Raw genomic sequence first — 25300 nt, forward strand, 5'->3', positions numbered from 1 at the left:
CCGCCTGCGGGGCTTTTTTGTATACTGGCCCGACAATGATCGAGTGGAGTCCCGCTGGTGGCAAAATGGCTGGTTAAAACCGAACCCTCTGAATGCGGCATTGATGATTTTGCCCGTCAGCCTGAGGGTGTTATTCCCTGGGATGGTGTGCGCAATTACCAGGCCCGCAACTTCCTGGCGCAGATGCAGGAGGGAGATCTCGTCTTTATCTATCACTCCAGCTGCAAGCGCATAGGCATTGCCGGTATTGTTCGCGTAGTGAAATCCGCCTACCCGGACCCAAGCCAGTTCAACCCGGAGTCTCCCTACTACGACCCGAAAAGCACCGCAGAAAAACCTCGCTGGCAAGCGGTCGACCTGCAGTTTGAACGGAAATTGCCGGCGTTGATCCCCCTGGACTCACTCAAAGCCATGCCAGAGCTCAGTGAACTGGCTCTGGTACGCAGAGGCAGCCGACTCTCGGTCATGCCGGTCAGCGATGCCGAGTGGCAGCAAATCCTCCACCTGGTCGATTAAACTCAGATCACAGGCCTACCACCACCGGCTCCGTAGCTTTAGAATTGCCGCGTTTCAATTCTCCCGGAGCCGTCGAGATGTCCATGGACATGAATCCCGCCAGCAGCTTTGCCCAGCTCAAGCGCATTGAATCGAGCAAGGTGTTCCAGACTGTTGTTATCGCCATCATCATTCTGTCTGCCCTGACCATCGGCGCCAAAACCTATGATCTGCCACCATTGGTGGAACAGAGCCTGTCGGTGATGGACAACGCCATCACCCTGTTCTTTCTGGTGGAAATCCTGTTCCGGTTCGCCGCCTGCCCACTCAAACGCCGCTTTCTCATGGATGGCTGGAACCTGTTCGACACCATCGTGGTGATCGGCAGCCTGATCCCTCTGGACAATTCCGAGGCGGTATTGCTGGGCCGGTTACTGCGCGTATTCCGGGTGCTTCGACTGGTATCAGTGGTGCCCGAGCTGCGCTTTCTGATCAACTCGTTACTGAAAGCTATTCCGCGCATGGGCTACATTGCCCTGCTGATGTTCATCATCTTCTACATCTACGCTGCCATGGGCTCCATGTTCTTCGCCAGCGTTGACGAAACACTCTGGGGCGATGTCGCCATCGCCATGCTCACACTGTTCCGGGTTGCCACCTTTGAGGACTGGACCGACGTGATGTATGCCACCATGGAAGACTATCCCATGAGCTGGTTGTACTACCTGACCTTTATCTTCCTGACGGCCTTTGTGTTCCTGAACATGATGATCGGGGCGATACTGGAGGTAATGAGCGAGGAGCAGAACGCCAAACAGGCCCAGAAGGCCCACGATGAGCGGGATGAGATTGCCCGTCAGCTCCGGGCTGTACAGGAACAGCTGCAGGAACTGACGAAGCAGGTCAGCGAGAAACGCTGATTCAGAATGGCTTGGCCATGGCCAGATGGAAAATAGCCGTCACCTGCACCAGGGCAAGTACCGCCGCCACAATGCGTGCGGGCTTGCCCACAGTGGTTTTCAGCGCAAACACCCCGGCAATGATGTAACCGAACAACAACACGATCTTGGTGATCAGCCAACCGGGCATGGCAGAGGCATAACCGGCCACAAACACCAGCGCAATGGCCGCGACCAGAAGGATGGTGTCATTGATGTGGGGAATGAACCGTAGCGGCGTCTGGCGCCAGCCTGGTCGCCCGACCGCATCAAGCAGTAGCCGCAGGGCAAACAGCGTGATGGTTAGGTAGGCGGTGGTCATGTGCAGGTGCTTCAGGATAATGTACGACGTCATGGAAGTTCCTTTGTTAACAAACGGGTTGCGGCCATTGTACGCAAACTACCCCCAAGCAGGTATGGTTAATACAGGCGCGAAGGTTTAACATATACCCAGAATACATGTATATGGGAGACATCTATGCAGGCCATACCGACTTCCCCTGAACGGGCGTCTGCCAGCCTCAGCCAACTCTTTTCCTATCCTTTCCGGATTTTTTTCCTTTCCATGACGGTACTGGCCATTGTTGCCATCCCGGTATGGGTCCTGGAAGTCACCGGCGTGGTTCAACTGCCACTGGCCCTGCCCGCCCTGTTCTGGCACCAGCATGAAATGCTGTTCGGATTTTTGTCTGCCGCCATCGCAGGCTTTCTGCTCACCGCCGTGTGCGTCTGGACCCAGACCAACCGAACCCACGGTGCACTGCTTGCAGGTCTCTGGAGCGTTTGGCTGGCCGGTCGCCTGTTGCTGGCCTTTGGTGGCAACCTGCCGGACTGGCTGGTACAGGGCGTAAATCTGGCGTTCCTGCCCCTGGTGATGATCGATGCCGGCTGGCGAGTGTGGAAAGCCCGCCAGAAGCGGCAGCTGATGATTCTGCTTGTCCTCGGGCTGCTCTGGCTGATGCAGATCGGCTTTGTTACCCGCCTGAATATGGCGTTCAGCTACGGAGCACTGATCATGGCCATGGCGCTGATCAGCATCATCGGAGGCCGGATTACCCCTGCGTTCTCAGCCGGATGGCTTCGCCAGCGTGGCGGCAATGCCGAGGCAGTCAGGATGATTCCGGCACTGGATATGGCGGCACTGTTCTCCATGATCCTGCTGATGGCATCCCTGGTGACGGGCTGGCAAACCGTCACCGCCGTCATTGCGGTGGTTGCTGCATCGTTGATGCTGGTGCGCCTGTATAACTGGAAAGGCTGGCTGGTGCGCAAAGATCCCTTGCTCTGGATTCTGCACCTGTCCATTCTCTGGGTGCCGGTTGCACTGATTCTGCTGGCAGGCTCTTTGGTGGCCGGATGGCCAACCAATGCCTGGAGCCATGCCGCCGGTACCGGCGCCATCGCCTGCCTGATTCTGGGCGTGATTGCTCGCGTGTCACTGGGCCACACCGGCCGCCCGCTGGTGCTGCCAAAGGGCATGGTCCTGGCGTTCGTGGCCATCCAGCTCGCTGCGGTTATTCGGGTATTGACCGCCTTCAACCTGATTCCCTGGCACCCCGGCATTGGCACCAGCACCCTGCTGTGGATGCTGGCCTATGGCCTGTTCCTGGTGCGTTACACCGGCATTCTGGCCAGCCCCCGGCCAGACGGGCGCGAAGGCTGATCCAGTGCCAGATACGAAAAGGCCGGCTCGGGGCGTAACCGAGCCGGCCTTTCTGTTTTCGGCGGCAGGACTTCAGGCCGCCATTTTCTCTTTCAGCAGCTTTTCAAAATGGGATCGGGCCGCACGGAACCGGGCTGCCGGAAAGTGAATGCTGATGCCCTCCAGTGCTGCCATCAGCATTTCCAGATGGGCATCCCAACCGGCGCAGGCAATAGGCACCACCTCATCGTCCGGCAACGACAGCGTCAGGCAAAGCCGGGTACAGACTCCTTCCCGCAGTAATTCCCAGGTCAGCGGCCGCTCAGGGGCATCTCCGGAACTCCAGGAGTAGGACAACAGCCGGTGAGGCCGGCAGGCGGTAATGGTACAGTCGATGGGCATGCCACTGTTGCCAAAATCCAGCTGAACCCGGCCACCTTCACGAGCCTCCAGAGACCCGGCAGCCAACCAGTTGGCCAAATGCACCGAATCGGTCAGCATATTCCAGACAGCCTCCGGAGGATGTTCCAGCAACCGTTCCAGGTGTACCAATACCCGGCCCGCCTCGAACCGGATTTGTCCATCGATGAATTCCTCATCTGCAGACATAGGCCCTCCCAAATATGGCGAACTTCACAGATTCGACGAAAGTATCAAACCGGACAAAACTTGGCCTTGATGACCATCAACCGGCTCTGGCTGCGGGTCCGGGGAACTTCTGGGCGGCAATCATCCACTAAAGGTCAATAGCCGTTCCCAGAACAGGCGCTAAAGTAGAAGAAATCATTTTGCAACAGAGACACAGGCAACATGTATCCTGATCACTTTGACAAAGAAGACCTGATCCGCTGCGGCCACGGCCAGCTGTTCCCGGGCGCCATGCGCCTGCCCATCGACGAAATGCTGATGGTCGACCGTATTACCCACATCGGAGCCGATGACGGCGAATATGGCAAAGGCAGCCTGGTGGCCGAACTGGATATCAACCCGGATCTCTGGTTTTTCAAAGTGCATTTTGAGGGCGACCCGGTAATGCCCGGCTGCCTCGGCCTGGATGCCATGTGGCAGCTGGTCGGCTTCTTCCTGGCCTGGAGTGGCGGTGAAGGCAAGGGGCGTGCTCTGGGGGCCGGAGAGGTGAAGTTTTTCGGACAGGTTTTGCCGGAGAACAAAAAGGTCACCTACTATCTGGATATCAAGCGGTTGATTCGCCGCAAACTGACCATGGCCATCGCGGATGCCCGTATGGAAGTGGACGGGCGGGAAATCTACACCGCCAAAGACCTTCGGGTCGGCCTGTTCACATCGACTGATGACTTTTAGGAGTTAGCACAATGCGTCGCGTTGTAGTTACCGGCATGGGGATCGTCTCCAGCCTTGGAACCAACCAGAAAGAAGTGGCCCAGTCACTTCGCGAATCCCGCTCTGGCATTGCTTTCAGCGAAGAAGCCCGGGACAAAGGCCTGCGCAGCCACGTCGCCGGCAAGATCGACCTGAACCTGTCAGAACTGATCGACCGCAAGATCTGGCGCTTTATGAGCCCTGCCGCCGGCTATTGCTACCTGGCCGCCAAAGAGGCCATTGAGCAGGCCGGCCTGACCGACGAGCAGCTGCGTGCAAATACCACCGGCGCCGTATTTGGTACAGGTGGCGCATCCACCGTCGAACTGCTGGACGCCATCGACACTCACCGCGACAAAGGCCTTCGCCGGGTGGGCCCGTACCGGGTACCCCGCACCATGGGTAGCGCCATCAACGCATCCATCACCACCGCCTTTGGCATTACCGGCATCAACTACGGCATCACTTCTGCCTGCGCCACCAGCGCCCACTGCATCGGCCACGCTGCCGATCAGATCGCCCTCGGCCGCCAGGACGTCATGCTGGCCGGCGGCGGGGAAGACATCCACTGGACCCTGAGCCTGATGTTCGACGCCATGGGCGCATTGTCAACCAAGTACAACGACACGCCGGAACAGGCCTCGCGCACCTATGACGCCGACCGTGACGGTTTCGTGATTTCCGGTGGCGGCGGTACGCTGATACTGGAATCCCTGGAACACGCGGAAGCCCGCGGTGCCACCATCCTGGCGGAACTGGTCGGATTTGGCGCCACCTCCGACGGCGCTGACATGGTTGCACCCAGCGGTGAAGGCGCCATTCGATGCATGAAGCAGGCTATGGCCAACATCGACGGCGAGATCAATTACATCAACACCCACGGCACCAGCACGCCGGCCGGTGATGTAACCGAACTGAAAGCGCTCAAGGAAACCTTTGGCGACAAGATCCCGCCACTGAGCTCCACCAAACCCCTGTGTGGCCACGCACTGGGTGCCGCGGGCGTACATGAGGCCATTTACAGCCTGATCATGCAGCGGGAGAGCTTTATTGCCCCGTCCGCCAACATCCAGACCCTGGACGAAGGCGCCGAAGGCTACCCGATCGTGCGTGAACGCATGGACAACCAGAATCTGAACCTGGTAATGAGCAACAGCTTCGGCTTTGGCGGCACCAACGCCACCCTGATCTTCAAGAAAGTCTGATCAGGACAAGCGAAGCGAGCGGTATTCAGCCGGCGGCGTTCCCATCCAGCGCTTGAACGCCCGGCTGAAGGCGCTCAATTCCGAAAATCCGAGCTGCTCGGCAATTTCCACCAGCGGCTTGGATTTATCTTTCATATAGGTGATCGCCTGCTCCCGACGAACCTGCTCCAGCAGAGCCGCAAACGTCAGCCCCTCCTGGCGCAACTTCTTGTGCAACGTATACCGGCTCATATTCAACTGCCCGGCCACCGTCTCGACACCTACTTTCCCTCGCTCCAACTGAATCCGGATCAGCTTGCTGACCCTCATACTCAGCGAACGCTTTGAATTTTCAGGCCTTAATGGCTCTGATGCCATGCTGGTTCCTCCTGCCTATCGTCCTGGCCCAAACTGCCAACTCCATCAGCGTACACATGTTAGCCGAAATCAATCAATACGACCTTTGAGCAAGATCAATGGCGCACCGGATTATTTGCGGCACAATGCCCGCTTTCAGAATGCCCTACCTGCATCCATCCGCTTTTCAGTTGATACCCGGAGACACCATGACCACCCCGGAACTGCTTGCTCCCGCCGGCACCCCCGAACATCTAGAAACCGCCTTCGCCTATGGCGCAGATGCCGTCTATGCCGGCCAGCCGAGATATTCGCTGAGAGTAAGGAACAACAGTTTCAAAGACGTTGCAGCCCTGGGCGCCGGCATTGAACGAGCACACGAACTGGGAAAACAGTTCTATCTGGTCTCCAACATTGCACCCCATAACAATAAAGTGCGCAGCTACCTGAGAGACCTGGAGCCGGTCATTGAACAGAAACCCGACGCCCTGATCATGTCTGACCCCGGCCTCATCATGCTGGTAAGGGAGAAATGGCCGGATCAGCCCATCCACCTGTCGGTTCAGGCCAACGCGGTCAACTGGGCCACCGTGGAATTCTGGCGCCGCCAGGGCATCAGCCGAGTGATCCTGTCCCGGGAACTGGGCCTGGAGGAAATCCGCGAAATCCGCGAAAAAGTCCCCGCGATGGAACTGGAAGTGTTTGTACACGGCGCCCTGTGCATGGCCTACTCCGGCCGCTGCTTGCTGTCTGGCTACATGAACCATCGAGACGCCAACCAGGGCGCCTGCACCAACGCCTGCCGCTGGAACTATAAAGAAGTCCAGCACAGCCATGACCAGACCGGCGATCTGATCGCCACCTCTGCAGATGCGGTGGAAACCTGCGAGCCCAAAGAAATCCTGCTGGAAGAACCCAATCGCCCCGGCGGCTTCATCCCGGCCTACGAAGACGAACACGGCACCTACATCATGAACTCCAAAGACCTGCGCGCCGTCCAGCACGTAGCGGAACTGGTCAAGATGGGCGTTCACTCTCTGAAAATCGAAGGTCGCACCAAAAGCACCTACTATGTAGCCCGCACCACCCAGGTATACCGGAAAGCCATCGACGACGCTCTCGCCGGCAAACCCTTCGACATGCACATGATGGACGAACTCGAAGCCCTCTCGAACCGCGGCTACACCGAAGGCTTCCTGCGCCGGCACGTGCCCCAGGAATACCAGACCTACGAACAGGGCTCCTCGTATCTCGGCACCCAGCAGGTGGTAGGCACCATTGCCGACGCGGATGACCGGTGGCTCACCATCGACGTAAAAAATAAATTTGCCCCCGGCGACCAGCTGGAGCTCATCACCCCGGCCGGCAACCTGCGATTCTCTGCCAACACGATGGAAAACCGCCACGGCGAGGCCATGGAGTGCGCACCAGGCAGCGGCCACATCGTCAAAATTCCTAAACCCGCGAACGTGCCGGAAAAACTGGACTTCACCTATCTGACCAAGATTTTTCCCGAAAACGCCGGCCGTTAAACTCGAGTGGGCGATCTGTACGCCCCCCTTAGTGCCCCAAAGGCCGATTAAGGTATAATCCCTACACAACCGATTTAATACCTGACTATTTTACTCTGGTATTGTATAATCGCTCGCCAGAAGCAACGGGAAACCGGCCAGCAGCCCCTCCCGTCATCCAAAAACCGATTGCAGGGCGTACTCACGGAGAGAGCGACCACTGCGACAACAGCAAATCGAATACACCCATCCGCCAGCCCAATAGGGGCTGCCGATGACACAAAGGGCGCAAGCCCTGGATGAGAGAATTACGGAGCGACGATCATGGCGACCACCGACAACGAGGTGAAAGAGCTGATCAAACGGGAATACGAACACGGTTTCGTGACTGAAATCGAAGCCGACACGTTCGAACCCGGCCTGAACGAAGACGTCATTGCCCGCCTTTCCGCCATAAAGAAAGAGCCGGAATGGATGCTGGAATGGCGCCTCAAAGCCTATCGTCGCTGGCTGGAAATGGAAGAGCCGAACTGGGCTCATGTCGGCTACCCGAAAGTCGACTACAACTCGATTTCCTATTATTCCGCGCCCAAGCGCAAAGAGGATATGCCACAAAGCCTGGATGAAGTGGATCCGGAGCTGCTGAAAACCTACGAAAAGCTGGGCATTCCCCTGCACGAGCGCGAAAAACTGGCCGGCGTTGCCGTGGACGCAGTATTTGACTCGGTTTCCGTAGCCACCACCTTCAAAGAGCCGCTGGCCAAGGCCGGCGTGATCTTCTGCTCTATTTCCGAAGCCGTCCGCGACTATCCGGAACTGGTCCAGAAATACCTGGGCACCGTGGTACCCCACGGCGACAACTTCTTTGCAGGCCTGAACTCGGCGGTCTTTTCTGACGGCACCTTCGTGTACGTACCCAAGGGCGTGCGTTGTCCCATGGAGCTGTCTACCTACTTCCGCATCAACGCCGCCAACACCGGCCAGTTCGAACGCACCCTGATTATCGCCGACGAAGGCAGCTACGTAAGCTACCTGGAAGGCTGTACCGCACCCATGCGCGACGAGAACCAGCTGCACGCGGCCGTGGTTGAACTCGTGGCTCTGGACGACGCCCAGATCAAATACTCCACCGTACAGAACTGGTACCCGGGTGATGAAAACGGCAAGGGTGGTATCTATAACTTCGTGACCAAGCGCGGCGCCTGTATCGGCAAGAACTCCAAGATTTCCTGGACCCAGGTGGAAACCGGCTCCGCCGTCACCTGGAAGTACCCGAGCTGTGTACTGCGCGGTGAGAACAGCGTTGGCGAGTTCTACTCTGTCGCGCTGACGCATAATTACCAGCAGGCCGATACCGGCACCAAGATGATCCACCTGGGCAAGAATACCCGCAGCACCATCATCTCCAAGGGTATTTCCGCCGGCAAGAGCTCCAACGCCTACCGCGGCCTGGTGAAATTCGGCCCGGGCGCAGAGGGCGCGCGTAACTTTACCCAGTGTGATTCGCTGCTGATCGGCGACCGCTGCGGCGCGCACACTTTCCCGTACATCGAGAGCAAGAACAAGTCGGCCATCGTGGAACACGAGGCGACCACTTCCAAGGTCAGCGACGAGCAGATGTTCCTGTGCCGTCAACGCGGCATCGACCCTGAGCAGGCGGTGTCCATGATTGTCAACGGCTTCTGTAAAGAGGTGTTCAAGGAGCTGCCGATGGAGTTTGCGGTTGAGGCTGGCAAGCTACTGGAAGTGAGCCTTGAAGGGTCCGTTGGTTAAACGCTATGCCCCGCTGGCCTCGGAGGAGGCCAGCGAGCGGGGGAGCTTTCCGGGATACGCTGTAAATACATCCCTGTACGCTCGACAAAATCATCCCTGATTTTGACGATCCCGGAAAGCTCCCCCGCTCGCTGTCCCGAACGTTATTGGGGCATCGAAGGGTACGAATTTATAGATCGAAATTCAGGATATAGAGAGACATCTACAAATGCTGAGTATCAAAAACCTGCACGCCTCCGTTGAGGGCAAAGAAATCCTCAAGGGCATTAACCTGGAGATCAAGGCCGGGGAAGTTCACGCCATCATGGGCCCGAACGGTTCCGGTAAGAGTACCCTGTCACAGGTTCTGGCAGGCAACGACGCATTTGAAGTCACCAAGGGCGAAGTCACCCTGAACGGAGACAACCTCCTGGATCTGGAAACCGAAGAACGCGCCCGCGAAGGCATCTTTCTGGCCTTCCAGTACCCGGTTGAAATCCCGGGCGTGAGCAACCTGCAGTTCCTGCGCACCGCCGTGAACGCCATGCGCAAGCACAAGGGCCAGGACGAGATGAACGCGGCCGAGTTTATGAAACTGGCCAAGGAAGTTTCCAAACAGGTAGATCTGGACCCCGCCTTCCTGAAACGCGGCGTGAACGAAGGCTTCTCCGGTGGCGAGAAGAAACGTAACGAGATCATGCAGGCCCTGCTGCTGCAGCCCAAACTGGCGATTCTGGACGAAACCGATTCCGGCCTGGACATCGACGCCCTGAAAGTGGTTTCCGATGGCGTGAATGCCCTGCGCTCGGAAGACCGCGCCATTCTGATGGTCACTCACTACCAGCGCCTGCTGAACCACATTGTTCCGGATTATGTGCACGTACTGGCTGGTGGCAAGATCATCAAGTCGGGCGGTCGTGAACTGGCCCTGGAACTGGAAGAAAAAGGTTACGGCTGGCTGGGCATTAAAGACGACGACACCAGCAACTGATCAGGAGGCCGTGGAATGAAATCTGTACCCATGCTTTCCAGTGCCTTCCTGCACCCGGCCGGGGAATCCCTGCCGGAGCCGTTGCTGGCGCTGCGCAAGGAGCGGGCCAGCGCGCTGGTGGATATGCCGCTGCCTACTCGCAAGACCGAGAACTGGAAGTACTCCAGCAAGTACCTGAAGCTGGCCGACGATATGGCCATTTCCCTGCCGGCCGAAGGCAAGACCGGCAACAGTCTCGCTGTGCCCGGCTACAAAGTGGTTTTCATCAACGGCGTGATGATTCCTGAAGCCAGCGAGTATCCGGATCTCGACGGTATCGAGATCCTGAGCTTCAACGATCTGGCTAACGACGAAGCTGAAGCCCTGTCTGCAAAACTGGGCAGCACCCTGAATCACGACCAGGTTCAATTCGCCCGCCTGAACGGGGCGCGCTTCGAAGATGGCCTGTTCATTCGCCTGAAACCCGGCGCGGTGCTGGATCAGCCGTTGTTCATCATCCATGAAACCAGCGCTGACGCCAGCGGCTCCGCCTATCCACGTATCTACGTGGAAGCCGGCGCCAACAGCCAGCTGACTCTGGTAGAGGAATACACCTCCAGTGGTGAAGCATCCGCCTTGGTCAGCACAGTAACCGAATTCAGTCTGGCCGATGGCGCCAACGTCACCAGCATCCGCCTGAACATGGAAGGCGAGAATGTTCAGCACATTGGCGCTACCGGGGTACTGCAACAACGCAGCTCGCGCTTCGAGAGCCATTGCGTTGGTTTTGGCGGCCCCCTGCGCCGGCACGATCTGCAGGTGCGGCTTGAAGGCGAAGGCGCGGAAACCAAGCTCAATGGCGTGGTGGTTACCCAGGGCAAACAGCACTACGACAACCACACGTCTATTGACCATGTCGCGGCCCACTGCAACAGCGAAGAGACCTATCGCAATATTGCAGCCGACCAGTCCCATGCCGTGTTCAACGGCCGGATTCATATCCACCAGGACGCCCAGAAGTCCAATGCGGATATGAACAACAAGAACCTGCTGCTGTCCAACGGGGCAGAGATTGACACCAAACCGGAACTGGAAATCTACGCCGACGATGTGAAGTGTGCGCACGGCGCCACCATCGGTCAGCTGGACGAGACCTCCGTGTTCTACCTGGTATCGCGCGGGATCGGCCGCCGGCAGGCCAATGTTCTGCTCACCATGGCGTTCATTAACGAACTGGTGCAACAGATTCCGGTGGAAGCCGTGCGTGAAACCGCCCAGGCGCGGTTAAGTGATTTCTTTGAGCAAACCTTTCAGGAGGCCTGAGGGGCATGACTGATCTGTCCATGGCAAACAACACCCAGTCAATGGTGTTTGATGTGCAAGCCATTCGCCGTGACTTCCCGATTCTCAATCAGGAGATCAACGGGAAGCCGCTGGTGTATCTGGACAACGGCGCGTCGGCGCAAAAGCCACAGTCCGTGCTGGATGCCATGGATCGCTATTACCGCGAGATGCACTCCAATGTGCACCGTGGCGCCCATACCCTGGGTGATCGTGCGACGGCTGCGTTTGAAGGTGCCCGGGAAACCGTGCGCCAGTTTCTGAACGCGTCCAGCACCCGAGAAATCATCTGGACCCGAGGCACCACCGAAGCCATCAACCTGGTGGCCAATGGCCTGGCCCCGCGCCTGAAAGCCGGCGATGAGATTCTGGTCAGCCACATGGAACACCACGCCAACATTGTGCCCTGGCAGATGGTGGCCGAGCGCACCGGTGCCAGGGTTGTGCCCATCCAGGTGACACCGCAAGGCGAGCTGGATCTGGATTCGTTCAACAGCCTGCTGAACGAGCGCACCCGGGTGCTGGCGATCACCCACGTGTCCAACGCGCTGGGCACCGTCAACCCAATTGCGCCCCTGATTGAACAGGCGAAAAAACAGGGGGTACTGACCCTGGTGGATGGCGCCCAGGCGGTGCCCCACTTCCAGCCGGACGTTCAGTCCCTGGGCTGTGACTTCTATGCATTCTCTTCCCACAAGCTGTTCGGGCCCACGGGCATTGGCGTGCTTTATGGCCGCGCCGAACTGCTGGAAGAAATGCCGCCTTATCAGGGCGGTGGCGAAATGATTGAGCGGGTATCGTTCGAGCGAACCACCTGGAATGTGTTGCCCTACAAATTCGAGGCCGGAACCCCGGCTATTGCCGAAGCAGTGGGCCTGGGCGCCGCCATCGACTATCTGAACTCGCTGAACCGAAAGGCCATGGAAGCAGCAGAGGATGCCTTGCTACGCCGGGCCAATGAACTGGTCGAAACCGTGCCAGGCATGGAGATCATCGGTACCGCCGCCAATAAGGTACCGGTGATGTCGTTCAAGATTGCCGGCCTGCACCCCAGCGACATCGGCACCCTGCTGGACCAGCAAGGCATCGCCATCCGCACCGGCCACCATTGCGCCATGCCATTGATGGATTTCTACGGAGTACCCGGTACAGCCCGGGCTTCGTTTGCGTTCTACAATACGCTGGAAGAGGTCGAGAAACTGTTTACCGGCCTGCAAAAGATCCAGCGCCTGTTTGCCTGAGGAGGTGGAAACATGACAGCCGAAGTCTTCACCCCAAGCGATGTGAACGTGACCATGACCCCGACGGCGGTCAAACACGTTCGCAAACAACTGGACAAGAAACCGGAAGCCAAAGGCATTCGCCTGGCCATCAAAAAAAGTGGCTGTTCCGGTTTCAAGTACGAAACCCAGTGGGTAGAAACACCGGAATCCGATGACCGTATTTTTACCATCGACGGCGTGGATGTGTTCGTAAAGCAGGAACACCTGCCACTGGTGAACGGCATCGAAATCGACTTTGTCACCGAGGGTGTGAACTCCCTGTTCCGCTTCCGCAACCCCAACGCCACCGCTGAGTGCGGCTGTGGTGAAAGCTTCACGGTGGCGTAAAGCACAAAGATAGGACTGATCAAACATGCAAGAACGCGAAGTCGTCCTGACCAAACGCGAAGTGGAAGCCCGCCTGGTACCTGCCGGAACGGAAATCATGATTCCGTCAGACACCTTTGTGACCATTACCCAGTCCCTCGGCGGCAGCTTCACCGTGGCGGTCAACGGCAATCTTGCCCGCATTGAAGGCCACGACGCCGATGCCCTGGGCAAGCAGCCGCTGGAAAGCAGCTTCGAGACCCCGGAAGACGGCACCATCAACGAAAACCAGGTATGGGAAGCGCTGCGTAACTGCTACGACCCGGAAATCCCGGTGGACGTAGTCAACCTGGGCCTGATTTACGAATGCCGGATTGAGAACGGCACAGAAGACGGCAATCACGTTTACATCAAAATGACCCTGACCGCGGCTGGCTGCGGCATGGGGCCGGTAATCACCGACGATGTGAAGCGCAAGGTGGAGCATGTACCCAATGTGGACAAGGTTACCGTTGAGCTGACCTTTGATCCGCCCTGGAACAACGATATGCTCACCGACGAAGCCAAACTTGAACTGGGAATGCTATGACCGCCAGCAAGGAACAATTTCTGAACAATCCCCTGGGCAAAGACACCACCCTTGAAGACGTTCTGGATGCGTTTGAGTTTCTGGACGACTGGGAAGAACGCTACGCCTACATCATCGACCTGGGCAAGCAACTGCCAGGTTTTCCCGATGATGAGCGAGTTGAAGAAAACTACGTCCACGGCTGTCAGAGCCAGGTATGGCTGATTCATCGTTACGATGAGGACAGCGGCAAACTGTTCCTGCTGATCGATTCCGATGCCATGATTGTGCGCGGCCTGGCCGCCATCATTCTGGTGGCCCTGAACGGCAAGACGCCTCGAGAACTGCTGGCCACCGATATCGACGAGCTGTTCGAGCAGCTGGATCTGTTCCGCCATATTTCCCCCACCCGGGGCAACGGCCTGCGAGCCATGGTCGGCAAGATCCGGGATATTGCGGCGGCCGAGGCCGCCTGAGACTTACCAGATAATGGCCAGGTCATCGCGCTGAACGTTGATCAGGCCACCTTCCGTGGGGATTCGCCCGTTACTGAAATCCGGATGCACGTTGTCCAGTGTCAGCGTCACCCCGGTATCGGACAGCTCAGGCGTACCATCCAGTGAATCAAAGTATCGCTGGCTGCGGTACAGATCGAGTTCATCCCCCGGTCGCAGCCCCGCCGTTGCGCCGGAGGCGAGGGTCACCCGGTTGCCATCCACACGGGTTATCCGGGCCATGAATGGCTGACAGGCCAGAGCATTGTTGACGGCGGCGGTCATCTCGGCAATGACACCTTCAACCGCCTGCCCCCACTCGGAACCTTCAAAGCCCGCCGAGGCAAAACCTCCGGTACCACTGCCATCCGGCTGCCACCGTGCCGAGGTTTCAAACCGCTGCCGGAAGACCGGGGAACCGCTGAAGCCATCAAACACCATCACTTCGGCCTCAAACCGGCGCGAAGTGTCGGCCATCCCGATACCTCGCTGCATGCGATCCAGAATTGAGCTGCCCCAGGCGCCGGGGTCGGCCAGGCCAATATCCCGAATCACACCTGCCACCACAAACTGCGCCCCCAGTTCCCGGGCCAGCTGAACCACATTCGTCAGCTGATTGCTGGCCGGGTTTTTCTGAGACGTGGGCGCATCCGGCAGGTTGCTGAACAGCTGTAACGATGTCGCCCCCAGCACCTGCAATTGCCCCTGTTGTTGCAAGCGAGCCACCAGCTCCCGCGGCAATTGTTCGCCGGCGTCATCCAGGGCCGCACCGCCACCCTGCTCCGGACGGGTGATCGGGAACGCGGTTACCGCCACCCGTTTACGCAAACCGGAAGCCTGCCCGGCCTTGCAGCTGCCAGCGCTACCTTCGGCATCCGACAGCTCTGCCCGGACAATCACCCTCAGCAGATTGCCACTTCGGTACTCATCCACGATCGTGGCATTCCGAACCTGGGCCATGGCCGACAGCTCGGTATGAGAACCCACAAGCTGACCGTTCTCCATGGTGTCCCGGGTACTGACCCTGGCCTGATATTGCAGCGCAAGGTCGCGCATCGCGGCCTGACGCGCCTCAGTGCGGGCCTGATCCAGATTATTCTCCCGGATATTGGCATGCCCCACGCCTTCAAGGACCGCGCCATGGGCAAACCCGGCGAACAGACTCAGCATCCAGAACAAAAGCATTGATCTCATCATGGCAATCTAACCCACCGGATCGATACCGGTTCAATCACGGCGTTCATCAACAGACCTAATCCAGGTAGTACAGTGAATCTGTGCGACGGGCCTCAACATCCCCTACACGATCATTCCGCCTGGGCATGGGAATGGCACAGACATCCTGCACCTGATCGTCCGCCACCTTCGCCACACACTCCCGGAACCTCGGCTCCAGGCGCAGCTCCATCACGGTTTCCACCACGCCATCGCTATGCTCATTCACCGCCACCATCCGGGCGCCGCGAATGTAGCTGTCCACATAGGTGCGGAAACTGTCGTTCTGCAACACGAAGTCATTCACCGTGGAACTGCCGTAGATCACGGTACCGTAGACCCGCTCGGCCAGGTTCCGGTAGGCGTCCAGCTGTGAAGCCCGTCGAGCCAGTAAGCGCTTACGGGTATTTACCCGGTCGGCCTGAACATTCTCATAGGTACCAAAACCACTGACCCGGACCGTAATGGGCTCAAAGGTTTCAGTCCTGGCCTGATCGCTCCGGTAACTGCCCACCGGCGCGCAGGCGGCCACGGCAAAAGCCAGAACAGGAACAAGGATCCAGCGCAACGTCATTATCTTGTCTCCGGAAAACACTTTCACCAGAACCATGAAAGAATCACGCCAGATTCCACAACCAAATGATCTTTCGAAGGTTTCGATTGTTCATCGCAACTCCATGCCCATGCCAGCGGCAAAAAGCTGCCTTTATTTACACATACAGAACAAACCGTTACCGGTTGTGCGCTGTGTCACGAAATAAACTGGTCTAACCTTTCAAACACTTAATGATTTGTTCATGCAATAAAACCAACTCAGGACCGCCCATGAAAGCAAACCGCCTCAGCAAACTGTCCCTGGCCATCGGCCTGTCTGTTGCCACCACGTCTGCACTGGCAAGCCCGCAAGCCTTTATGTCTGCCCGCTCCTTCGCCATGGGCGGAACCGGCGTCGCCGTTGCCCATCCCTCTGCTGCACCGAGTGCCAACCCGGCCATGATGGCTGCTGAACAGCACGGCTGGGCAGACGATTTCGGCCTGATGCTGCCGTCTGTGAATGCGCGTGCGGCCGATGAGGAAGAGGTGATTGATCAGGTTGATGATATCCAGGACCAAATCGAGCAGTTTGAGGACCTGAAGTTTTCCAATCAAGCCGATGCCCAGGCCAAAGCACGGCAACTCGTAGACAACCTGGAAGCCTTTGACCGCGACACCATGCGTGCCAATGCAGGCTTGGGACTTGGCCTTGCTATCCCCTCAAACTCCTTGTCCTTTGGCTTCTTCGCCAACGCCAATCTGACAGCGACTGTGCGCGGTGAACTGGACGAAAACGACCTTGACCTTCTAAATGACATCGCTAATGGCGTTCGCCCGCCCGCCACTACAGATCTTGATACAGAGCTGAACTCACGCGGCAGAATCCTGGCCTCTGCAGTAGCAGAAGCCGGCATCAGCATCGCTCACTCGTTTATGCTTTCTAATGGCAACGCATTGCAGCTTGGTGTCTCCCCCAAATACGTGCAACTACAAACCTTCCAGTACACCGAAGAAATCTCAGACTTCGAGGATGATGATTTCGACAGTGACGAATACGAAACTGACAAAAGCGGCTTCAACCTGGACATCGGTGCTGCTTATGCCTTCGGTGCTGAAAACCAGTGGAACGCCGGCGTCGTCGTCAAAAACCTGATCCCGATGGAACTGGATTCGGCCCAGAATCATCCGAGCGAAGAAAAATACACCCTCGAACTCAACCCGATGGTCACCGCAGGTATCGCCCACAAGAGCGACTACCACGTAATCACGGCAGAAGTGGACCTGACCAAGAAAGAAGCCTTCGGGTATGAAGACGATACCCAGTGGCTGGCCCTGGGCGCGGAATTCGACGCCTGGCGTTACGCCCAGCTGCGCGCAGGTGTTCGCCACAACCTGGCCAGTAACGACGACAACGACGGCATCGAGGAAGACACTCAGTTCACCGCAGGTCTCGGCCTGAACATCATTGGTGTTCGCGTGGATATCGGCGCCCTGTACAGCAGCGCCGATGTCGGCGCAGCCCTGGAACTCGGCACCTCCTTCTAAGCCGACGCCCCCGGCCGCAAAAGCCCGGTCTGCCCTGCGCAGCCCGGGCTTTCTTATTTCACGCTGCCTGTTTGCCTCTGGCCGGTCGTGGCCGGATAATCCCCGTTACCCATTCATGGCAATCAGGAACAAACCGCATTATGCAAACCTATCTGGTGGGCGGCGCTGTCCGCGACAAGCTGCTCGGCCTGGGCGTTAAAGACCGGGACTGGGTAGTGGTTGGTGCCACCCCGGAAGACATGCTCCAGCGAGGCTTCAAACAGGTAGGGGCGGATTTTCCGGTTTTCCTGCATCCGGACACCGGCGAGGAATACGCCCTGGCCCGGACCGAGCGCAAGCAGGGGCGCGGGTACCACGGGTTCAGCGTTTACAGTGCACCGGATGTCTCCCTGGAAGACGATCTTCGCCGCCGTGACCTGACCATCAACGCCATGGCAGAAACCGAGAACGGCGACCTGGTGGACCCGTTCAACGGCCATGCCGACCTGGAACAGAAAAAGCTTCGGCATGTGTCTGAAGCCTTCGCCGAAGATCCCCTGCGCATCCTTCGCACCGCCCGCTTCGCCGCGCGCCTGCAGCCACTCGGGTTCAGCATCTGCCGGGAGACCATGGCGCTGATGCGGCAGATGGTCACCAGTGGCGAACTCGGAGACCTGGTACCAGAGCGGGTGTGGCAGGAAGTTCAGAGGGCATTGCATGAACAGGCTCCAGGCGTGTTCTTCGATGTGCTCCGGGAGCTCGGCGCCCTGAAGGTGCTGATTCCTGAATTGACCGATGATCAGGCTTTCCGCCAGGGTCTCAGCGCCCTGCAGTGCATCCACCGCAAACAGGGGTCTACCGCCCAGCATTACGCGGCCCTGCTCAGTGGCGTGCCCGAGCCAGACGCCGTTGCCAGGGCTAAAGCCATGAAAAGCCCCAACGACTGTCGGGAACTGACCCACCTGGCCTGCCTGTTCATGGCTCAGTTGAACGGCGCATCGCCTGAAACCCGGCTGACACCGGAACTCGCAATGGAGCTTCTGGACACAGCCGATTTCTGGCGCCGGCCCGATCGTTTCGGCGTTTTGCTGGGTACCCTCGCCTGCACCCTTCAGAGCGAACCCGCCCATTTAGTTCAGCAACTGGAACTGGCCGCACATCGAGCCCAGAGCGTAACCCCTCACCCGTTCCTGCAAAAAGGCATTCAGGGCAAAGCTCTGGGCGAAGCAATCCGGAAAGAGCGCGTAGCCCGTATTACTGAGGCACTGCATTTACCGGAATAAGGAAAAATATCCCATGCCCCACCCCGTCGCCCTGATCACCGGTGCAGCCCATCGCCTGGGCGCCCACACAGCAGAAACCCTGCATGCTCGCGGCTGGAATGTTGTGATTCATTACCGTGGCCGTCAACAACAGGCCCGCGCACTGGCCGACAAGCTGAACCAGCAGCGCCCGGAATCCGCCGTGTGTTACCACGCCGATCTCACCGACATGAACCAGCTCCGGCAACTGGCGGAACAGGCCTGCGCGCATTGGGGGCAGTTGAATGCGCTGGTCAATAACGCTTCCGTGTTTTACCCCAACCCCACCGAAGATGCCTCCGAACAGGACTGGGACACGATACTGGGCGCCAACCTGAAAGCCCCCTTCTTCCTCCTTCAGCAATGTTTGCCTGCGCTAAAAGCGGCCTCCGGTAGTGTGGTCAACATGATCGACATCTACAGTGAGAAACCACTGAAGGACCACCCCCTTTACTGCGCCAGCAAGGCGGGGCTGGCAGCACTAACCCGCTCCTGGGCCAAAGATCTGGCGCCGGATGTTCGGGTAAATGGCGTGTCGCCAGGCGCCATCCTCTGGCCGGAAGGCGAATCAGCCGTGGACGCAGCCCACCAGCAGGCCATTCTCGATAAAACGCCCCAGGCCCGCACCGGCAACCCCGCCGACATTGCCGGTGCCATTGCCTACCTGGTATGCGACGCGCCGTTTATCACCGGCCAGATACTGTCGGTGGATGGCGGCCGCAGCCTGAATATGTGATCACCCGCACCAGAACAACCCCGACCTTCGTTGTTTTGGCCGGCAAGCGCTTTGCCGCTACAATGCCTGCCATTCTTATAAACGGGCGCCACCCAACCAGGTGCCCAGATTAACGGAGAGTTCTCATGCGTGATGTTGTTATTGTTGCCGCCAAACGTACCGCCATCGGCAGCTTCGGTGGTGGTCTGTCCAGCCTGCGTGCAGACCAGCTGGGTACGGCCGTGATCAAGGCCGTGATGGAAGAAACCGGTGTCGCCGGCGACCAGATCAATGAGGTTATCCTCGGCCAGGTACTCACCGCTGGCTGCGGCCAGAACCCGGCCCGACAGTCTGCCATCAATGCTGGCCTGCCAGCTTCCGTGCCCGCCATCACCATCAACAAGGTCTGCGGCTCCGGCCTGAAAGCCGTGCACATGGCGGTTCAGGCCATCCAGTGCGGCGATGCCGAGATGATCCTGGCCGGCGGTCAGGAAAGCATGAGCCAGGCGCCCCACGTACTGCCCAACAGCCGCAACGGTCAACGCATGGGCAACTGGAGCATGATCGACACCATGATCACCGACGGCCTGTGGGATGCCTTCAACGATTACCACATGGGTATCACCGCTGAAAACATCGTCGAGAAATACGGCATCACCCGGGACGAGCAGGATGCCTTTGCCGCCGCATCCCAGCAGAAAGCCGTCGCTGCGCAAAAGGCCGGCTACTTTGACGGCCAGATTGTTCCTGTCACCATTCCCCAGCGCAAAGGCGACCCACTGGTGGTGGACAAGGATGAGTGCCCCCGCGACGGCGTCACCGGCGACAGCCTGGGCAAACTGCGCCCGGCCTTCAAGAAAGACGGCTCGGTAACCGCCGGCAACGCTTCCTCCCTGAACGACGGCGCTGCCGTGGTGATGGTGTGCAGCGCAGACAAGGCGAAAGAGCTGGGCCTGACCCCGCTGGCAACCATCAAAGCCCACGCCAACGCCGGCGTGGACCCTGCCATCATGGGCACCGGCCCGATTCCGGCCAGCCAGCGCTGCCTGGAGCGGGCGGGCTGGACTGTTGACGACCTGGATCTGATCGAAGCCAACGAGGCCTTCGCCGCCCAGGCAATTTCCGTTAATCGGGACCTGGGCTGGGACACCGCCAAGGTAAACGTGAACGGCGGTGCCATTGCCCTGGGGCACCCGATTGGCGCTTCCGGTTGCCGTATTCTGGTCAGCCTGCTGCACGAAATGACCCGCCGCGATGCCAAGAAAGGTCTGGCCACGCTGTGTATTGGCGGTGGCATGGGTGTGGCCCTGGCCGTTGAGCGCTGATGCTGCACGTGGTTCTGTATGAGCCGGAGATACCGCCGAACACCGGCAATATCATCCGGCTCTGCGCCAACACCGGCTGTCAGCTGCACCTGATTGAACCTCTGGGATTCTCTCTGGAGGACAAGCAGATGCGACGGGCCGGTCTGGATTACAGCGAATACGCTCCGGTAAAGATCCATGCGGATTACGCCAGCTTTCTGGCCACCGAGCAGCCTTCGCGGCTGTTCGGTCTCACCACCAAGGGAAGTCGCCATTACCACGAGGTGGCGTTCCGGGACGGTGACTACCTGATGTTCGGGCCGGAGACCCGGGGCCTGCCGGAAGACGTGCGCAACGGGCTACCCGCCGAACACCGTCTTCGGGTACCCATGCGTCCGGAAAGTCGCAGCCTCAACCTTTCCAATACCGCCGCCCTGGTGGTTTATGAGGCCTGGCGGCAACTTGGGTTTGAGGGCTCGATCTGACCAATCCCGGGTAATCACCCACAAAAAAAACCGGCCGAAGCCGGTTTTTTTCGTTGAGCAGCAGCGCTTAGTGAGTCTGCTCTTCCTTGGCTTCACCCGCCGCCTCTTCCTGCTTGCGCTTGAGCGCCTGGGCATAGATCGCGTCGAAGTTAACCGGAGCCAGCATCAGGGCCGGGAAGCTGCCCTTGTTCACAATGCCGTCAATCGCTTCGCGGGCGTAGGGGAACAGAATCGTCGGGCAGTAGGCGCCGAGCATCTGGCCAAGCTGCGGGCCTTCAATGCCGGAGATCATGAATACGCCGCCCTGCTGGATTTCGACGATGTACGCCACCTTCTCACCGACCTTGGCCGTTACGGTCAGGGACAGAACCACTTCATACTGGTTGTCGCTGATCTTGTTATGGGAGGTGTTCAGATCCAGGTTTACCTGGGGCTTCCACTGCTCCTGAAAAACCAGCGGAGAGTTGGGCGATTCAAAAGACAGGTCCTTCACATAGATGCGCTGAAGGGCAAACTGTGGTTGGTTCTGGTTGTCGTTGCCTGCGGCTTGCTGATTCTCAGCCATGATCAGTCCTTTCGTTCTCGTATTATGGGGCCAGGCCCGTTGTTATGTCGTCGTCTGCCGGAACAGTCTACTGCCAGGTTCCGAATGGTAATGTGAAACAGTGCGTCAGATCGCCACTCAGATCAAGCCCTGTTACTTTTTCACAAGTGGCAGGTTGCTGGCCTTCCAGTCGGTAATGCCACCATTCAGACGCACCACATTGCTGAACCCCTCGGCATTGAGCTGCTTGACCGCCATGGCGGCATGCTGCCCCATCTTGTCAACAACGATAATCTGCTTGTCTTTGTGCTTGCTCAGCTCATTAACGCGGCTTTTGAGACTATTAAGCGGAATATTCACCGAGCCGGTAATGCGGCCTTCGTTGAAGTCTTTGCGATCGCGGATGTCCAACACCACCGCTTCATCCTTGTTGATCAGCGTAACCGCGCCCTGGGCCGAGATCTTGGCACCACCCCGGCGCGATTCCAGCACGATGATGGCCAGCAGGAACGCCACAAACAGCGACACCAGAATGTAGTGATTAACAACAAATTCAAACAAGCGGTCCATGAAACTACCCTGACAATTGGTTTGGCCGGATTATACACACCCACACCGGCTCACAGAAGGCAGTCGCCCCGCCATGATAGCGCCAGCACATCGTGATCATGAGCAATGCTTCAGCGAACGCGCGTGGTCTGAGTAAATGAAAACGGTTACAATCTGCCCCACTCAAATTCTGTTCTTTTTGCAACCAAGCGGACGACACGATGACCGAGACGCGCAAGCCCACTGCACTGATAATTCTCGACGGCTGGGGCCACCGTGACCCGGCGGAAGACAATGCCATTTCCAACGCCAACACCCCGTTCTGGGACAGGATCTGGCATAACCAGCCGAAAACCCTGATCAACACCTCAGGGATGTTTGTTGGCCTGCCCCAGGGCCAGATGGGTAACTCCGAAGTGGGCCATATGAATCTCGGCGCCGGCCGCGTGGTGTATCAGAGCCTGACGCGCATCGACAAAGATCTCGAAGATGGCGATTTCCAGAAGAATGAGGCCCTTTGCAACGCCATCGACAAGGCTGTTGCCAATGACAAGGCCGTACACCTGATGGGCCTGCTGTCTCCGGGCGGCGTCCACAGCCATGAAGATCATATTCTGGCGGCCGCTGAGCTGGCTGCAGCCCGTGGCGCCAAAGAAGTTTACATCCATGCCTTCCTGGATGGCCGTGACATGCCACCACGCAGTGCCCGCCCTTCTCTGGAAAAAGCCGCCGCGAAAATGAAAAGCCTGGGCGTTGGCCGGGTAGCCACCATCGTTGGCCGGTATTTTGCCATGGACCGGGACAACCGCTGGGATCGCGTGGAAGCGGCCTATAACGCCATGACCCTGGGCGAAGCCGAGTTCATCAGCGACGACCCGGTGGCGGCACTGGAACAGGCCTATGAGCGTGGCGAGAACGACGAATTCGTGAAGCCGACCCACATCCGGGCCGATGGCGAGCCCGAGGGCATCATCAATGACGGCGACGCCGTGCTGTTCATGAACTTCCGTGCCGACCGCGCCCGGGAAATGACCCGCACCTTCGTAGAGCAAGACTTCGACGGTTTCGACCGACGCAAGCACCCGGAACTGGCAGATTTCGTGATGCTCACCGAATATGCCGCTGACATCAAAACCTCCTGCGCCTACCCGCCCGAGCAACTGGCCAACGGCCTGGGCGAGTACATGGCGAAGCAAGGTAAAACCCAGCTGCGCATTGCAGAGACCGAGAAATACGCCCACGTGACCTTCTTCTTCAATGGCGGCCTGGAAACTCCCTTTGAAGGTGAAGATCGCATTCTGGTGCCGTCTCCCAAGGTGGCCACCTACGACCTGCAGCCGGAAATGAGCGCACCTGAGGTTACCGACAAACTGGTTGAAGCCATCAAGAGCGGCAAGTACGACCTGATCGTCTGCAACTACGCCAACGGCGATATGGTTGGCCACACCGGCAAGCTGGACGCCGCCATCAAGGCCGCCGAGTGCCTGGACCAGTGTGTGCAGCGTGTGGTGGAGGCCCTGGATGAAGTGGGTGGCGAAGCCTTGATTACCGCCGACCACGGCAACTGTGAGCAGATGACCGACCCCAACTCCGGCCAGGTACACACCTCCCACACCATTGGCCCTGTGCCTCTGGTTTACACCGGCCACCGCAAGGTGAACCTCCGGGACGACGGCAGCCTGTGCGATATCGCACCGACGCTGCTGGCCCTGATGGATACCGAAAAGCCTGCGGAAATGACCGGGCACAGCCTGGTCGAGTTCGACTGATCGCTCCGCCGGTAAAGGTGTTGCGTAAACTGACCGTCCTGGTGCTGGCCCTCACATTGGGGGCTGCACCTTTGGGCGCCCAGCAGGATGTGACCCCCGAACAGGTCGAGGCGCTGAAGGAGCGTATCGCTGACATCGACCGCTGGCTGGCCGATGCCGAAGAAGACCGGTCAACCCTTGAACAGCAACTGGCGGCCACCGAGCGCAAAATCAGCACCCTGACCCGGGAACGCCGTACCCTTCGGCAGCAGGCCCGGGAACAGCAGGAGCGCCTTGCCGAGCTTCGCGCCCAGGAAAGCGAGCTGGCCAATACCCTCGAACAGCAACGGGAAAACCTGAAACTACAGATCCGGGCAGCCTGGATGGAAGGCGACGCGCCGGCTCTGAAAGTATTGTTGAACGAGATTGAGCCCGGCGAAGTTGCCCGCACCCTCACCTACTACGAATACCTGAGCAAGAATACCGTCTCCCGCCTGGAAGCGTTCCAGCGCAGCCTTCAGGAACTGAAAGCCGCCCGCGCCGCCGTTCAGGCCACCCGCACCGAACTGGCCAAGACCGAAGCCGATCTGGAACAGCGCCAGCAGCAACTGACCCAGAGCCGGCAGGATCGGGCCAGAACACTGGCCGCCCTGAATGACGACATCCAGAACCGCCGTAGCGAGCGCCAATCCCTGGAAGCCGATCGCCAGCGCCTGGAGCAATTGCTGAAAGAGGTGCAGCAGGCCATTGCCAGCATTCCGGCCCCGAACGAATCCAGTCCGTTCAAATCCCGCCGCGACAAGCTGCCCTGGCCCGCAAAAGGGCGGGTAGTCAGCAATTACGGCGCCATGTACGCAGATGGCAAACTGCGCCGTAACGGCATTCTGATGAATACCGCCGAAGAGGCAGAGATCAAGGCCGTGCACTATGGCCGGGTGGTATTTGCCAACTGGCTGCGTGGATTCGGGCTGATCACCATCATTGATCACGGCGATGGCTACATGACCCTCTACGGCCACAGCAGCAGCTTGTTCACAACCCCCGGTGACTGGGTGCGCCCGGGCGAGACCATTGCCCTGGCCGGACGCACCGGCGGCACCGAAGACCCGGCCGTGTATTTCGAGGTACGTAGCAACGGCAAACCCGTGAACCCAAGGAGCTGGCTGGGCAAGCCATAACAGGGCTGACAAACGGCGTTGCGG

Annotated in this window: 27 protein-coding genes; 20 read left to right on the forward strand and 7 right to left on the reverse strand. The window is 58.7% G+C overall.

Translation table 11 applies throughout. From position 1 onward, the window contains the following. Nucleotides 1–57 precede the first annotated feature (57 nt). Both OZ656_RS16145 and OZ656_RS16150 read left to right on the forward strand, forming a co-directional pair. Nucleotides 58–516, forward strand: a complete 459-nt coding sequence (locus OZ656_RS16145; RefSeq protein WP_011786584.1) for an EVE domain-containing protein — start codon at nucleotides 58–60, stop codon at nucleotides 514–516. A gap of 77 nt (nucleotides 517–593) precedes the next feature. Next, nucleotides 594–1415, forward strand: a complete 822-nt coding sequence (locus OZ656_RS16150) for an ion transporter (RefSeq protein ID WP_014422504.1) — start codon at nucleotides 594–596, stop codon at nucleotides 1413–1415. A 1-nt stretch (nucleotide 1416) separates the two neighbouring features. Here OZ656_RS16150 and OZ656_RS16155 read toward each other — a convergent pair whose 3' ends face one another. Next, nucleotides 1417–1788 carry a SirB2 family protein gene (locus tag OZ656_RS16155; RefSeq protein WP_199452501.1) on the reverse strand — a complete coding sequence of 124 codons (372 nt, stop codon included), beginning with the start codon at nucleotides 1786–1788 and terminating at the stop codon, nucleotides 1417–1419. A gap of 123 nt (nucleotides 1789–1911) precedes the next feature. Here OZ656_RS16155 and OZ656_RS16160 point away from each other — a divergent pair, with 123 nt between their 5' ends. Then, nucleotides 1912–3096 (forward strand): NnrS family protein, encoded by a 1185-nt coding sequence (locus OZ656_RS16160; protein WP_011786587.1) that lies wholly within the window; start codon nucleotides 1912–1914, stop codon nucleotides 3094–3096. A gap of 72 nt (nucleotides 3097–3168) precedes the next feature. Here the strand turns inward: OZ656_RS16160 and OZ656_RS16165 are convergent, their stop codons facing one another. Beyond that, nucleotides 3169–3684, reverse strand: a complete 516-nt coding sequence (locus tag OZ656_RS16165; RefSeq protein ID WP_199452502.1) for an SRPBCC family protein — start codon at nucleotides 3682–3684, stop codon at nucleotides 3169–3171. A gap of 201 nt (nucleotides 3685–3885) precedes the next feature. Here OZ656_RS16165 and fabA point away from each other — a divergent pair, with 201 nt between their 5' ends. Both fabA and fabB read left to right on the forward strand, forming a co-directional pair. Beyond that, nucleotides 3886–4395 (forward strand): bifunctional 3-hydroxydecanoyl-ACP dehydratase/trans-2-decenoyl-ACP isomerase, encoded by a 510-nt coding sequence (gene fabA, locus OZ656_RS16170; RefSeq protein ID WP_011786589.1) that lies wholly within the window; start codon nucleotides 3886–3888, stop codon nucleotides 4393–4395. 11 nt (nucleotides 4396–4406) lie between these two features. Next, complete coding sequence (fabB, locus tag OZ656_RS16175; protein WP_272999078.1) at nucleotides 4407–5618, forward strand: beta-ketoacyl-ACP synthase I; 1212 nt, start codon at nucleotides 4407–4409, stop codon at nucleotides 5616–5618. Here fabB and OZ656_RS16180 read toward each other — a convergent pair whose 3' ends face one another. Next, complete coding sequence (locus tag OZ656_RS16180) at nucleotides 5619–5975, reverse strand: AraC family transcriptional regulator (RefSeq protein ID WP_023008621.1); 357 nt, start codon at nucleotides 5973–5975, stop codon at nucleotides 5619–5621. It abuts the gene before it with no gap. Between the two features lie 188 nt (nucleotides 5976–6163). On the opposite strand from OZ656_RS16180, the gene yegQ reads away from it, so the two are divergent. The 8 genes from yegQ to OZ656_RS16220 all read left to right on the forward strand — a co-directional run bounded on the left by yegQ (nucleotide 6164) and on the right by OZ656_RS16220 (nucleotide 14161). Beyond that, a complete protein-coding gene (yegQ, locus tag OZ656_RS16185) occupies nucleotides 6164–7486 on the forward strand; it encodes a tRNA 5-hydroxyuridine modification protein YegQ (RefSeq protein WP_199452503.1) in 1323 nt (440 codons plus the stop codon). Between the two features lie 303 nt (nucleotides 7487–7789). Next, nucleotides 7790–9238 carry a Fe-S cluster assembly protein SufB gene (sufB, locus tag OZ656_RS16190; protein WP_011786593.1) on the forward strand — a complete coding sequence of 483 codons (1449 nt, stop codon included), beginning with the start codon at nucleotides 7790–7792 and terminating at the stop codon, nucleotides 9236–9238. 208 nt (nucleotides 9239–9446) lie between these two features. Next, nucleotides 9447–10208: a Fe-S cluster assembly ATPase SufC gene (gene sufC, locus OZ656_RS16195; RefSeq protein ID WP_153741703.1), complete on the forward strand. Its 762-nt coding sequence runs from the start codon at nucleotides 9447–9449 to the stop codon at nucleotides 10206–10208. A 15-nt stretch (nucleotides 10209–10223) separates the two neighbouring features. Beyond that, on the forward strand, nucleotides 10224–11510 hold the full coding sequence (gene sufD, locus OZ656_RS16200) for a Fe-S cluster assembly protein SufD (RefSeq protein ID WP_272999172.1): 1287 nt from the start codon (nucleotides 10224–10226) through the stop codon (nucleotides 11508–11510). Between the two features lie 5 nt (nucleotides 11511–11515). Continuing rightward, nucleotides 11516–12769: an aminotransferase class V-fold PLP-dependent enzyme gene (locus OZ656_RS16205; RefSeq protein ID WP_183576978.1), complete on the forward strand. Its 1254-nt coding sequence runs from the start codon at nucleotides 11516–11518 to the stop codon at nucleotides 12767–12769. 12 nt (nucleotides 12770–12781) lie between these two features. Further along, complete coding sequence (locus OZ656_RS16210) at nucleotides 12782–13138, forward strand: iron-sulfur cluster assembly accessory protein (protein WP_011786597.1); 357 nt, start codon at nucleotides 12782–12784, stop codon at nucleotides 13136–13138. Nucleotides 13139–13163: 25 nt separating this feature from the next. Then, the gene (gene sufT, locus OZ656_RS16215; protein ID WP_022990808.1) at nucleotides 13164–13706 is read left to right on the forward strand and encodes a putative Fe-S cluster assembly protein SufT; all 543 of its coding nucleotides are present in this window, start codon (nucleotides 13164–13166) and stop codon (nucleotides 13704–13706) included. After that, the gene (locus tag OZ656_RS16220; protein ID WP_023008624.1) at nucleotides 13703–14161 is read left to right on the forward strand and encodes a SufE family protein; all 459 of its coding nucleotides are present in this window, start codon (nucleotides 13703–13705) and stop codon (nucleotides 14159–14161) included. Before sufT ends, OZ656_RS16220 begins: the two co-directional genes overlap by 4 nt. Before the next feature lie 3 nt (nucleotides 14162–14164). On the opposite strand, the gene OZ656_RS16225 is transcribed toward OZ656_RS16220, so the two are convergent. Together OZ656_RS16225 and OZ656_RS16230 are read right to left on the reverse strand one after the other, a co-directional pair. Then, nucleotides 14165–15376 carry a flagellar assembly protein T N-terminal domain-containing protein gene (locus tag OZ656_RS16225; RefSeq protein ID WP_272999169.1) on the reverse strand — a complete coding sequence of 404 codons (1212 nt, stop codon included), beginning with the start codon at nucleotides 15374–15376 and terminating at the stop codon, nucleotides 14165–14167. 55 nt (nucleotides 15377–15431) lie between these two features. Beyond that, the gene (locus tag OZ656_RS16230; RefSeq protein ID WP_222533923.1) at nucleotides 15432–15968 is read right to left on the reverse strand and encodes an LPP20 family lipoprotein; all 537 of its coding nucleotides are present in this window, start codon (nucleotides 15966–15968) and stop codon (nucleotides 15432–15434) included. 251 nt (nucleotides 15969–16219) lie between these two features. On the opposite strand from OZ656_RS16230, the gene traF reads away from it, so the two are divergent. From traF to trmL, 5 genes are all read left to right on the forward strand, one after another. Beyond that, entirely contained in the window at nucleotides 16220–17473 is a 1254-nt protein-coding gene (traF, locus tag OZ656_RS16235; protein WP_236040816.1) for a conjugal transfer protein TraF, read from the forward strand. A 140-nt stretch (nucleotides 17474–17613) separates the two neighbouring features. Next, a complete protein-coding gene (locus OZ656_RS16240) occupies nucleotides 17614–18735 on the forward strand; it encodes a multifunctional CCA tRNA nucleotidyl transferase/2'3'-cyclic phosphodiesterase/2'nucleotidase/phosphatase (RefSeq protein WP_278350947.1) in 1122 nt (373 codons plus the stop codon). A gap of 13 nt (nucleotides 18736–18748) precedes the next feature. After that, nucleotides 18749–19489: a pteridine reductase gene (locus tag OZ656_RS16245; protein WP_278350946.1), complete on the forward strand. Its 741-nt coding sequence runs from the start codon at nucleotides 18749–18751 to the stop codon at nucleotides 19487–19489. Nucleotides 19490–19614: 125 nt separating this feature from the next. Next, nucleotides 19615–20793, forward strand: coding sequence for an acetyl-CoA C-acetyltransferase (locus OZ656_RS16250; protein WP_141067001.1), 1179 nt, complete (start codon nucleotides 19615–19617; stop codon nucleotides 20791–20793). Further along, nucleotides 20793–21257, forward strand: coding sequence for a tRNA (uridine(34)/cytosine(34)/5-carboxymethylaminomethyluridine(34)-2'-O)-methyltransferase TrmL (gene trmL / locus OZ656_RS16255; RefSeq protein ID WP_278350945.1), 465 nt, complete (start codon nucleotides 20793–20795; stop codon nucleotides 21255–21257). The genes OZ656_RS16250 and trmL overlap by 1 nt, the downstream gene beginning before the upstream one ends. Before the next feature lie 67 nt (nucleotides 21258–21324). On the opposite strand, the gene secB is transcribed toward trmL, so the two are convergent. Both secB and OZ656_RS16265 read right to left on the reverse strand, forming a co-directional pair. Beyond that, nucleotides 21325–21822, reverse strand: a complete 498-nt coding sequence (gene secB, locus OZ656_RS16260; protein ID WP_014422523.1) for a protein-export chaperone SecB — start codon at nucleotides 21820–21822, stop codon at nucleotides 21325–21327. Between the two features lie 132 nt (nucleotides 21823–21954). Continuing rightward, nucleotides 21955–22371, reverse strand: coding sequence for a rhodanese-like domain-containing protein (locus OZ656_RS16265; protein ID WP_014422524.1), 417 nt, complete (start codon nucleotides 22369–22371; stop codon nucleotides 21955–21957). Between the two features lie 200 nt (nucleotides 22372–22571). Here OZ656_RS16265 and gpmM point away from each other — a divergent pair, with 200 nt between their 5' ends. Next, the gene (gene gpmM, locus OZ656_RS16270; RefSeq protein WP_022990801.1) at nucleotides 22572–24119 is read left to right on the forward strand and encodes a 2,3-bisphosphoglycerate-independent phosphoglycerate mutase; all 1548 of its coding nucleotides are present in this window, start codon (nucleotides 22572–22574) and stop codon (nucleotides 24117–24119) included. Nucleotides 24120–24175: 56 nt separating this feature from the next. Beyond that, nucleotides 24176–25276, forward strand: coding sequence for a peptidoglycan DD-metalloendopeptidase family protein (locus OZ656_RS16275; RefSeq protein ID WP_153741722.1), 1101 nt, complete (start codon nucleotides 24176–24178; stop codon nucleotides 25274–25276). Nucleotides 25277–25300 lie beyond the last annotated feature (24 nt).

The sequence above is a fragment of the Marinobacter sp. LM1 genome (genome assembly GCF_042763285.1).
Classification (GTDB): Bacteria; Pseudomonadota; Gammaproteobacteria; order Pseudomonadales; family Oleiphilaceae; genus Marinobacter; species Marinobacter nauticus.

Bases quoted from the DNA above. Each gene is read 5' to 3' on its own strand.
- OZ656_RS16210 (WP_011786597.1), top strand. From the start codon at position 12,782: ATGACAGCCGAAGTCTTCACCCCAAGCGATGTGAACGTGACCATGACC.
- OZ656_RS16165 (WP_199452502.1), bottom strand. From the start codon at position 3,684: ATGTCTGCAGATGAGGAATTCATCGATGGACAAATCCGGTTCGAGGCG.
- sufD (WP_272999172.1), top strand. From the start codon at position 10,224: ATGAAATCTGTACCCATGCTTTCCAGTGCCTTCCTGCACCCGGCCGGG.
- yegQ (WP_199452503.1), top strand. From the start codon at position 6,164: ATGACCACCCCGGAACTGCTTGCTCCCGCCGGCACCCCCGAACATCTA.
- OZ656_RS16150 (WP_014422504.1), top strand. From the start codon at position 594: ATGTCCATGGACATGAATCCCGCCAGCAGCTTTGCCCAGCTCAAGCGC.
- gpmM (WP_022990801.1), top strand. From the start codon at position 22,572: ATGACCGAGACGCGCAAGCCCACTGCACTGATAATTCTCGACGGCTGG.
- secB (WP_014422523.1), bottom strand. From the start codon at position 21,822: ATGGCTGAGAATCAGCAAGCCGCAGGCAACGACAACCAGAACCAACCA.
- OZ656_RS16160 (WP_011786587.1), top strand. From the start codon at position 1,912: ATGCAGGCCATACCGACTTCCCCTGAACGGGCGTCTGCCAGCCTCAGC.
- sufC (WP_153741703.1), top strand. From the start codon at position 9,447: ATGCTGAGTATCAAAAACCTGCACGCCTCCGTTGAGGGCAAAGAAATC.
- OZ656_RS16240 (WP_278350947.1), top strand. From the start codon at position 17,614: ATGCAAACCTATCTGGTGGGCGGCGCTGTCCGCGACAAGCTGCTCGGC.
- OZ656_RS16205 (WP_183576978.1), top strand. From the start codon at position 11,516: ATGACTGATCTGTCCATGGCAAACAACACCCAGTCAATGGTGTTTGAT.
- OZ656_RS16155 (WP_199452501.1), bottom strand. From the start codon at position 1,788: ATGACGTCGTACATTATCCTGAAGCACCTGCACATGACCACCGCCTAC.
- sufB (WP_011786593.1), top strand. From the start codon at position 7,790: ATGGCGACCACCGACAACGAGGTGAAAGAGCTGATCAAACGGGAATAC.
- OZ656_RS16265 (WP_014422524.1), bottom strand. From the start codon at position 22,371: ATGGACCGCTTGTTTGAATTTGTTGTTAATCACTACATTCTGGTGTCG.
- OZ656_RS16180 (WP_023008621.1), bottom strand. From the start codon at position 5,975: ATGGCATCAGAGCCATTAAGGCCTGAAAATTCAAAGCGTTCGCTGAGT.
- fabA (WP_011786589.1), top strand. From the start codon at position 3,886: ATGTATCCTGATCACTTTGACAAAGAAGACCTGATCCGCTGCGGCCAC.
- traF (WP_236040816.1), top strand. From the start codon at position 16,220: ATGAAAGCAAACCGCCTCAGCAAACTGTCCCTGGCCATCGGCCTGTCT.
- OZ656_RS16230 (WP_222533923.1), bottom strand. From the start codon at position 15,968: ATGACGTTGCGCTGGATCCTTGTTCCTGTTCTGGCTTTTGCCGTGGCC.
- OZ656_RS16220 (WP_023008624.1), top strand. From the start codon at position 13,703: ATGACCGCCAGCAAGGAACAATTTCTGAACAATCCCCTGGGCAAAGAC.
- OZ656_RS16225 (WP_272999169.1), bottom strand. From the start codon at position 15,376: ATGATGAGATCAATGCTTTTGTTCTGGATGCTGAGTCTGTTCGCCGGG.
- OZ656_RS16250 (WP_141067001.1), top strand. From the start codon at position 19,615: ATGCGTGATGTTGTTATTGTTGCCGCCAAACGTACCGCCATCGGCAGC.
- trmL (WP_278350945.1), top strand. From the start codon at position 20,793: ATGCTGCACGTGGTTCTGTATGAGCCGGAGATACCGCCGAACACCGGC.
- OZ656_RS16245 (WP_278350946.1), top strand. From the start codon at position 18,749: ATGCCCCACCCCGTCGCCCTGATCACCGGTGCAGCCCATCGCCTGGGC.
- fabB (WP_272999078.1), top strand. From the start codon at position 4,407: ATGCGTCGCGTTGTAGTTACCGGCATGGGGATCGTCTCCAGCCTTGGA.
- sufT (WP_022990808.1), top strand. From the start codon at position 13,164: ATGCAAGAACGCGAAGTCGTCCTGACCAAACGCGAAGTGGAAGCCCGC.